Genomic DNA, 5,927 nt, shown 5'->3' with positions numbered 1-5,927 from the left:
GTCCGGCGATCAGGCGGAGAACATCGTCCCCGCCTGATCGCCGGACGCGTATCCGCTCACCGGGGTCCGCACCGCCATGGTGCGGACCCCGGTTTGTGCTGTTTCCAGGAAGGCAAATAACTGCATGTCCCGCAGGCCCCAGAAGCCGAACCGGCGCGCCTCGTCACCCCCACCGTCCGCGTCGTCGCCAAGGGAATTCCGGCTGCCGGAAAGCGCGACGCCCGCACTTCCCGCCGTCGAGGACTTCGCCGGTCTGGACATGCCGGCGGCGCTGCTGAAGACCCTCACCGCGCAAGGCGTCACCACCCCCTTCCCCATCCAGGCCGCCACGCTGCCCAACTCGCTTGCCGGCCGTGATCTGCTGGGACGGGGACGCACCGGCTCCGGTAAGACCCTCGCGTTCGGGCTGGCGCTCCTGGCCCGCACGGCCGGACGGCGCGCGGAGCCCAAGGCACCCCTCGCCCTCGTGCTGGTGCCCACCCGTGAACTCGCCCAGCAGGTCACCGACGCGCTGACCCCCTATGCGACGGCGGTGAACCTCAGGCTGGCCACCGTGGTCGGCGGGTTGTCCATCACCAAGCAGGCCGCCGCGCTCCGGCGCGGCGCCGAGGTGCTCGTGGCGACCCCCGGTCGGCTCAACGACCTGGTGGCACAGGGTGACTGCGTGCTCGACAGCGTACGCATCACGGTGCTGGACGAAGCCGACCAGATGACCGACATGGGCTTCCTGCCGCAGATCACCAAGCTGATCCAGCGCGTACGGCCCGACGGACAGCGCATGCTCTTCTCGTCCACCCTGGACCGCAACATCGACCGCCTGGTGCAGCGGTTCCTGACCGACCCCGTGGTGCACTCCGTGGACCCGTCCGCGGGAGCGGTGACCACCATGGAACACCACGTGCTCCACATCCAGGACGAGACCGACAAGAAGGCCGTCACCACGCGCATCGCGGCCCGTGACGGCAGGGTCATCCTCTTCCTCGACACCAAGAGGTCCGCCGACCGCCTCACCAAGCGGCTCCTGACCGTCGGTGTCCGCGCGGCTGCACTGCACGGAGGCCGCTCCCAGCCGCAGCGCAACCGCACCCTGGAACAGTTCAAGAACGGCCAGGTCACCGCACTCGTGGCGACCAACGTCGCGGCCCGGGGCATACACATCGACAACCTCGACCTCGTCGTGAACGTCGATCCCCCCACCGACCACAAGGACTACCTCCACCGAGGCGGACGCACGGCCCGCGCCGGCGGCTCCGGCAGCGTGGTCACGCTGGTCCTGCCCGAGCAGAAACGGGACGTCACCCGGCTCATGTCGGACGCGGGCATCCGCCCCCGGACGGCCCGCATCACGTCGAGCGACGCGGAGCTGGCCACCATCACCGGCGCCCGCGAGCCTTCCGGCGTGCCCGTCACCATCGAGGTCCCCCAGCCGGCGACACCCGCAGCGCCCCGCCGAGACCGGAAAACCGGCACAGAGCCCGGCAGGCGTTCCGGCCGCCGACGCCGAAACAGCGGCGGGTCCGGAGCGGCGGCAGGTGTTGCCACCGGGACGGGGGGCCGGAGCTCGGACCGCCGGGCCACGGCCGAGGCGGCAGCCACTGCCGCAACCGGCGGCCGCGGCTCTGCCCGCCGAGCAGGAGCAGACGGGGCCAAGGGTGGTGCCGTCGGCGCGGGCGGCCGCAGCTCCGACCGCAGGGCCGCTGCCGCTGCGGCGACCGGCGCTGCCTCCGGCAAGACCGTCCGCGGATCCGGCCGGCGCACGGCGAAGGGATCAACCACGCGCGGCACGGCCGGCACCGGCGGCCGCGGCTCCGACCACCGAGGAGGCCGCCGCAGCTCTGCCACCTAGTGGGGTATCAGGCACCATCCCCCTGTTGGTCACCTCGCACAGGCGTTCGTCGGCGGCGCAGGGCTGGACCCGCGAGCAGTCGCGAGTCGCGCCCTGGGCCACCCACGACCTCGGTCAGCGCGGCGATCGTGGACACCTCCTGCGAGGCCTGTTCGCCGAAGGCGTGGGCATCGGCGTACTCGACGTAGCCGTACCGTGCGAAGGGGGCGGTGTCGAAGAGTTCCCGGAGCCGGGCGCGGACTCCCGCGACACCACCCGGCGGCTGACCGCCCTCGGCATCACGTGATCGAACCAGCCGTGACGCCGCCGTCTGCCGGGCCGCCCAGAACCGGTTTCGCCCGGCGGTCTACGCCGGGACAAGGACGGTAAGCCATTCCGCTTCACGTGCCCGGTACCCGTAACGATCCATCAGACCCGACACGATCGCCGGGACGTGACGGGCTCCGTAGACGATGGCCACCCGGATCGGCTCGTCGGCGCGCTCCGCGTGGATCTCGCCGAGCGCGTCGAGCAACCGCTGGTCGCGCCGACCGGTCATCGCGCGCTCCACAGGATCGTCGGCCAGCATCTCCGCCCGCAGCGTCGACGGCAGATCCTCGACCACCAGGTCCTCATCGAGGAAAGCCCGCGGACCGCGCAGCGCGAACACCAGGCCCAGCACGGGAGCCGCGACCATGAGCAACAGGTAAGTCCACCGCGGCAGTGTCTTCAGGTCTGCGATCGCCTCCGCCGCGGTCACATCCGGGTTGACGACCGGCACGCCCTCGGGAAGCAACAGCTCCTCGCTCTGCTCCTGCAGGCCGTTGCGCCGACGCCGTGGGGTGAACCGGTAAGCAAGCGTGAGGGCACTCACTCCGACCGACTTCCCTCGGATTCCCTCCATGACTATGAGGTCGCATTCCCTGAGCCTGATGCGGACCTGGGAGTAGAACGTCGGCAAAGCCACATGCAGCATCGGGAAGATCACGAATTCAAGGGGCTTCCCTGTCCGCCTCATGGTGATCACAGCAGATCGGACGGCATACCCGGTCACCTCGATGATCTGCATGATTCCCCCGCGAACCTCGCCCGGTTTCCCTTCCGCCCATACCAGGACACGAGCCCGCCCAGGGCCGCGGTTCCCTCCGGCACATGAACCGCTCCGGTGCCGAGCCGCCGCGCCGGTACTCACCCAGGTCTGCCTGGTCCCGGGTGCTGATGTTCGGCTGCTCGCTCGTGGCGGTCGCGTATGTGACCGCCTTCTACCTCAGTTCAGCGGACGGGGCGTTGCTGTCCACGGACGCCTTGGCGCACTCCTCCCCGTTCAGCGTGAAGCCGTACGCCGGTGAGTTCTTGCCGCGCCAGGACGACAGGAAGCCGAAGGAGATGCTGCCGTCGGCGGGGACGGACCGGTTGTAGTCGGCGGCGTCGACGACGACGCGCGCGCCGTTCTGGGTGAAGCTCGCGTCCCACATCTGGTCGATCCGCTGGCCGTCCCGGAAGGACCAGGCGACCCGCCAGTCGTCGAGGGCGTGCTCGGTGGTGACGGTGACGGTGGCCTGGAAGCCGTCGGGCCACTGGCCGACGAGGTCGTACCGGGCATGGCAGGCGGCCGGTTCGTCATCGGCCGGGCCGGTGTCCGCCGGAGTGGTGGAGGTGGAGGTGCCCTGGGGTTCCGGGTCGGGGTCCTCGTGCCGGGTCGGCGGGTCGGACCCCTCGCGGTCCGACGGCTCGGGCGACGCGGACGCCGGGTCGGAGGGGCGGGGGTCGGCGGACGGTATGGAGGGGCGCGGGTCGGCGACGGGCTGGCGGTCGGAGCCGTCGCCGGATCCCGCGGCGTTGTCGCCGGTGCCGCCGCGGGGCATCAGGGTGACGGCGAGGGCGAGCAGGGAGACCAGGGTGGCGGCGACGAGGAGTCCGTTGCGCAGGACGCGGGATTTGTCGGCACCGGCCCCTGCCGCCTCGTCGTCCCGGTCGCCCGCGTCGGGGCGGCCGGCACCGAGGCGGACCTCGGCGGCCCGGCGGCGGCGTTCCAGGTAGGCGAGGCCGCCCCAGCCGATGACGCCGCCGGCCAGGGCGCCGGGCAGTCCGCCGCCGTGCAGCCGCAGGCAGGCGGCGGCTTCCGCGCACTGTGTGCAGCGGGCGAGGTGCCGGGAGAGGTCGTCGGGGGTGTCGGCGATCGGCGAGCGGGTGATCGCGTCGAGCAGCCGGGCGTAACTGCGGCACTGTGGGGGCAGCGGCGTGTCGAGGTGGTTGCGCAGGCAACGGTCCCGGAACAGGCCGCGCACTTCGGTGAGTTCCTCGGCCACGCCGGACGGGTCGAGGCCGAGCCGACGGGCCACCACCGGCAGCGGCAGCGCCTCCACCTCGGCCAGCCACAGCAGTTCCGCGTCGGGTCCCTGCATGTCGCGCAGGGCGCGCAGGGCGAGCGGGCGGTGCAGCGGCGGTCCGGTGTAGCGGGCGGCCTGCTCGGAGTTGAGCCACAGGCGCAGTTCGGGGTCGAGGCGGTGGCCGTCGCCCTGGCTCTCCCAGTCGGCTGCCGTGGTGCGAACGGCGGTCAGCAGCAGGGGGATCCGCGGCAGTCGGGGGGCCCGCCGGCCACCGCTGCGGTGCGTTCCGGAGTCGGCGGAGCGGGCCTCGCGTATACCGTGTGCGAACGCCTCCCGGGCGAGCTGTGTCGCCGCCGCGGAGCCGGACGTGCACAGGTCGGCGTACGAGAGCACCGTGTCCCAGCACTCGGAGAACAGCGCGGCCTCGGCGGCGTCCTGGGGGGTCGGCAGGTCGGGCATGAGTCTCCTGCATCCACATGCGAGGTCAACTCGCCACATCGGCAAGGGAGTTGGGGGGAACCTCGGGGCGGGTCAAGAGCTTTTCACGGTTTCGCCACAACTGACAAGCCGCGTATTCAAATCCCCCCTGCGTTCCTCCGTCCACGCATCGGCACTCTGTGACTCATACGGATGGGAGGCCGGATCGTCTCGATCCGGCCCAGAGTGTGTCCCTCCTACACCTCTGCCGGCTTCTGCGCAGGCAGACTGTCCATGAAGGAGCTCACCGAGAAGACCGCACGGCCGGGTCCGGGCGGGCCGTAGCCGGGGGGCGAGGAGAGACCGAAGTCGTCCATGGTGGCGCGGTAGGCCTCCAGCAGCCGGATGTGGTACTCCAGCGGCGCGCCCTGCGGGTTGGCCTTGCCGAGCGGGGTCGTGGGCTCGGGGCACCAGGTGGTGAACCGGGGCGTGATGCCGTGCGACATGAAGAAGCGCAGGCCCTCGGTGGTCGACTCGATCGCCTCGTCGACCGTCGTGAAGCCGAAGGGCTCCGCCATCTCCACGCCCGCGACGAAGTTGGGGATGACGTTGCGCGCGCCGAAGATGTCCGCGGAGTCGAGGATGCGCTTGTGCCACTCGTCGCGGCCGACGTAGCGCTCCTTGCCCGGGCAGTACAGCTCGAACAGACGCCGGTCCCACACCTCGTAGTTGGGGTGGTAGATCTGCACGCCGTAGTCCTTGAAGCGCTGTACATCGTCCTTCGGCAGCGCCTGGGCCACGACCTTGCCGATCCACCGCCCCGGGAAGCGCTCCTCGATGGCCTTGGCGTAGTGGCCGTAGAAGTCGGCCTCGTCCCGTCCGGCGACCGTCTTGGTGATGGCGCCGCCGGTGAGCGTGTAGGCGGTGGACGCCTTCGCGGTGTCGTACCGGTCGATGATCTCCAGGGCCTCGAGGACCTCCTCGACGTCCTTCACGCCCGTGTACGGCCGTCCGGCGGCCTTGTGCTGGCGCCAGTTGTGGTTGATGTCGCAGTACTGGCACTCCTCCTTGGCGCCGAAGTACTGGCAGACCCGGAAGACGGTCAGGTAGATGAGGTAACCCCACTGGATGGTCGGGGCGACCTCCATGACGGACTTTCCGTTGGACAGCTTGTGCCGGTAGTACTCGGGCATCGGCGGCACACCGACGTCGGCGATGCGCCTGCCGTCCAGGTAGAGCCCGAGCAGGCCCTCGTCGTCGGCGGCGACGCGGTACGGCGAGGACGGGTTCACGCGCACGGACACGACGGTCCGCCGCAGGTCGTACGGGCCGCCGGTGAGGATGATCTCCTCCGG

At 71.0% G+C, this 5,927-nt stretch carries 5 protein-coding genes; 2 read left to right on the top strand and 3 right to left on the bottom strand.

Going from position 1 to position 5,927, the window contains the following annotated elements; translation table 11 throughout:
• Positions 1-124 precede the first annotated feature (124 nt).
• On the top strand, positions 125-1,846 hold the full coding sequence (locus tag StrepF001_RS44105; RefSeq protein ID WP_129803696.1) for a DEAD/DEAH box helicase: 1,722 nt from the start codon (positions 125-127) through the stop codon (positions 1,844-1,846).
• Positions 1,847-1,871: 25 nt separating this feature from the next.
• On the top strand, positions 1,872-2,132 hold the full coding sequence (locus StrepF001_RS44100) for a hypothetical protein (protein ID WP_129803695.1): 261 nt from the start codon (positions 1,872-1,874) through the stop codon (positions 2,130-2,132).
• A 60-nt stretch (positions 2,133-2,192) separates the two neighbouring features.
• On the opposite strand, the gene StrepF001_RS44095 is transcribed toward StrepF001_RS44100, so the two are convergent.
• The 3 genes from StrepF001_RS44095 to StrepF001_RS44085 form a co-directional block, all read right to left on the bottom strand.
• On the bottom strand, positions 2,193-2,894 hold the full coding sequence (locus StrepF001_RS44095) for a hypothetical protein (protein ID WP_129803694.1): 702 nt from the start codon (positions 2,892-2,894) through the stop codon (positions 2,193-2,195).
• Positions 2,895-3,087: 193 nt separating this feature from the next.
• On the bottom strand, positions 3,088-4,614 hold the full coding sequence (locus StrepF001_RS44090) for a cellulose binding domain-containing protein (RefSeq protein ID WP_129803693.1): 1,527 nt from the start codon (positions 4,612-4,614) through the stop codon (positions 3,088-3,090).
• A gap of 215 nt (positions 4,615-4,829) precedes the next feature.
• On the bottom strand, positions 4,830-5,927 hold a 1,098-nt coding region (locus StrepF001_RS44085; RefSeq protein ID WP_129803692.1), incomplete at its 5' end, for a radical SAM protein.

It is taken from the genome of Streptomyces sp. F001, from assembly GCF_004187715.1.
Taxonomy (GTDB): Bacteria; Actinomycetota; Actinomycetes; order Streptomycetales; family Streptomycetaceae; genus Streptomyces; species Streptomyces flavusporus.
This window is presented reverse-complemented; position numbering and strand designations above follow the sequence as displayed.

What these genes read in the sequence shown, in the direction of transcription:
- StrepF001_RS44095 (WP_129803694.1), bottom strand. Translation starts at nt 2,894, where the DNA reads ATGCAGATCATCGAGGTGACCGGGTATGCCGTCCGATCTGCTGTGATC.
- StrepF001_RS44105 (WP_129803696.1), top strand. Translation starts at nt 125, where the DNA reads ATGTCCCGCAGGCCCCAGAAGCCGAACCGGCGCGCCTCGTCACCCCCA.
- StrepF001_RS44090 (WP_129803693.1), bottom strand. Translation starts at nt 4,614, where the DNA reads ATGCCCGACCTGCCGACCCCCCAGGACGCCGCCGAGGCCGCGCTGTTC.